This window comes from uncultured Methanofollis sp. (genome assembly GCF_937919355.1).
In the GTDB taxonomy this organism is placed as follows: Archaea; Halobacteriota; Methanomicrobia; order Methanomicrobiales; family Methanofollaceae; genus Methanofollis.
In genome coordinates this window covers 1-2781 of record NZ_CALFSA010000072.1, presented here as the reverse complement: position 1 = coordinate 2781, position 2781 = coordinate 1, and the positions used below count along the sequence as shown (strand labels likewise).

Here is a 2781-nt window from a genome sequence, read left to right as displayed (position 1 = left end):
ATAGTGAGCCATGGGACATAATGATTTTCACCTCACATGAAGTCGGCGAAGTTGATGCCGCCGAGGGAGAGGGCGGGCCGCTTCGTTCCTGGTGCTGCGACCTGGAGAGGGGAGGAACCCGGTGCCGGCGGTCCCACCAATGCGGAGGCCGGGACAAATCCCAGGGATCTGTGTATCTCTTCATAGGATCGGGGATACATCACCCCGGCGGCCTCTGCAATCACAAATGTTAGACGGGGGGCGCCGTTCTTGGTGATGTTTCCAGGGATATCGGTCCGGGCCGGGTCGGTGGAGAGGTCGATGTCCCGGACGGACAGTTTGAGGGTTTCCCCGATCCGCATACCCGACGAGGCGAGGACCAGGACAAGTGCCCTGCCCTGGATCGGCAGGTGCGGGAGGATGGAGCGCAGCGTCTGGTGGTCGAGAGGGGAGTCCCGGGTTTGGGTGCCCCCCTTCGGGAGGCGGGAGGCAATGCGCTTCAGGTCGCGCTGGGAGATCTCGATCCCATTCCAGGTGAGCCAGAGGAGCGCGCCAGTATAACAGAGTACGGCAGTTTTTGGGGCGTATTTGGCGAGAGAGGAAACGAAATCCCGAAAACCAGCGAGATGATCCGATCAGCGGAGAGATATTTGAGAGACAGATCGTTATAATTGGTCTTCTGGTGCCGGTTTGCGGGAATCCGAAAAATATATTCCAGATATCGACGGAGAGCCCGATTATACGAGATACGAGTGTTGGCTTTGGGGTAGATGGCCAGGAAGTCATCCATAGACAACATAGAATCACCATATATGCAGTCGGCACAGAAAGAAAAATTGTTCTATACATCAGGGACACATGCTATGAGATGGAAGGAGAAATGCGGGAACGGACGCAGGAGATTGTAACAACGATCCTGGAGTCCGCCGGTTACGGCGTCGAATGCGCCGACGAACCCTTCGACCTCTCGGCCGTCGGCGACAGAGACTGCTATGTCGTCCTCATCTCCGACGACGCCGACGAGATCGGCAACTTTGACGGAAGGAGGTTCCGCATCAGGCAGGGCGAGGAGATCGGGGAGTGCCAGAAGATCCTGGTGACTTTCGACGCCGGGGCACGGGCCGAGAACTGCACAATCTGGGGAGAGGAGGAGATTGCAAGATATGCTGGAGAGGCGGCCCTCGCGCGGATCTTCGGGAGAACTTTCTCCCTCGGCAAGAGTGCAAAGACATCCCTGCCCGGGAATGCCATGAGCATGGGCGGCATTCTTCACCTCCCGGTCAGGGTCAGCGACCGGAATGCCATATCCATCTCGGGGACGCGGGGAGAGGCGCACTGCCGGTTCGTCCCCTACTGGTGCTGCCACTGCACCAGCAGCGGTTCGCAGACCGTCTTCTCCCGCCGGGTCTCCTTCGATGCCGACCGCTGGGGCGGCCTGAATGCCATCAATGGCTCGAAGATGGAGATGAAACTCTCCGATGCGATCAATTCCACAATGCCCGAAGACTGCGAGGTGCTCCAGCCGAAGATCGCAAAAGAGGAGGCTGAAAACCAGACGGTCAACGACCTGATCACAGAACTCACCCAGAAGGTCAGGTTCAGGAAGGAAGAGGGCGACGCCATCTTCTACCAGGAAGAGACGCTGAAACCGGACAGGAGGAACATATCGACCGAGATCACCCTGGTCTATGTCCCTGTCTGGGAGATCGAGGGGAAGAACAGGATCGTCGAGGTTAATGCCTATACCGGCGAGATCCTTGCCATGCCCATGGATGAGGGCGTGGAGATATTCTGAGACATCATGATCGTGATCATCGGCGGAGGACCGGCGGGGCGGTTTGCAGCCATCCGCCTCGGTAATGCCGGGAAGGAAGTGACCCTCGTTGAGAGGGGCGCCATAGGCGGGCAGTGCCTGAACCACGGGTGTATGGCGGTCTGCGCCCTGAACGATGCTGCACGGACAGTGGCGAGGGCCAGGCAGTTTGCCGGCGCGGGCATCTTCAAGGACGAGCCGATGATCGATTTTCCCTCCCTCCTCGCCGGGATGGAGGGAGTGCAGGCAAAGATCAGGGCCGTGCTCGACCATGAGACGCGGGGAGCGGGGGTCGAGATCAGGTACGGGAGCACGGCCAGGATCTGCGGACGGCAGGTCTTCATCGACGGGGATGAGGTCGAGGCGGAGGCGGTCATCGTTGCCACCGGGTCTGTGCCCGCAATCCCTGAGGTCGAAGGGACAGACCTTGCCGGCGTCTTCACGGCCCACACCCTGCCGCGGATGCACGATCTGCCCCGTGACCTCGTCATCGTCGGCGGCGGGATCGCTGCGGCGGAGTTCGCCTACATCTTCAAGCAACTCGGGAGCACGGTGACGGTACTCGCACGGAGCGTTTTTCTTAAAGATATCGATCCCCGCCTGCGGAAACTCGCCCTGAAGGAACTCGCGGGGGTCGAGATCAGGGAGAACGCCCCTCTCACCCGGATCACCGGGACCGGGCATGCAGACGGGGCGGCATATGGCGGGGAGACGCCGGGGGAGTGCCCGGCAGATGCCGTCCTCCTCGCCGCCGGACTCGTGCCGAACACATCAATGGTCAGCGGCGTCGCCACCGGCCCGAAGGGTGAGATCGTTACCGACGACAGGATGCAGACCTCTGTCCCCGGCGTGTACGCGGCTGGAGACGTTACCGGGGGGCCGTACCTCACCCCGGTCGCCCGTCTGCAGGGGATCGTGGCGGCGGAGAACATCCTCGGCCATGAGATGCGCTATGCCCCTTCGGTCGTGCCGCAGAGTATCAGCCTCGC

The 2781-nt window shown here is 60.9% G+C and carries 3 protein-coding genes; 2 read left to right on the top strand and 1 reads right to left on the bottom strand.

The features are described from left to right. Positions 1-32: 32 nt before the first annotated feature. Complete coding sequence (locus tag Q0520_RS03430; protein ID WP_298666626.1) at positions 33-341, bottom strand: hypothetical protein; 309 nt, start codon at positions 339-341, stop codon at positions 33-35. 518 nt (positions 342-859) lie between these two features. Here Q0520_RS03430 and Q0520_RS03425 point away from each other — a divergent pair. After that, entirely contained in the window at positions 860-1774 is a 915-nt protein-coding gene (locus Q0520_RS03425) for a hypothetical protein (RefSeq protein WP_298666623.1), read from the top strand. Between the two features lie 6 nt (positions 1775-1780). After that, a partial coding sequence (locus Q0520_RS03420) for an NAD(P)/FAD-dependent oxidoreductase (RefSeq protein WP_298666621.1) occupies positions 1781-2781 on the top strand: 1001 nt, incomplete at its 3' end.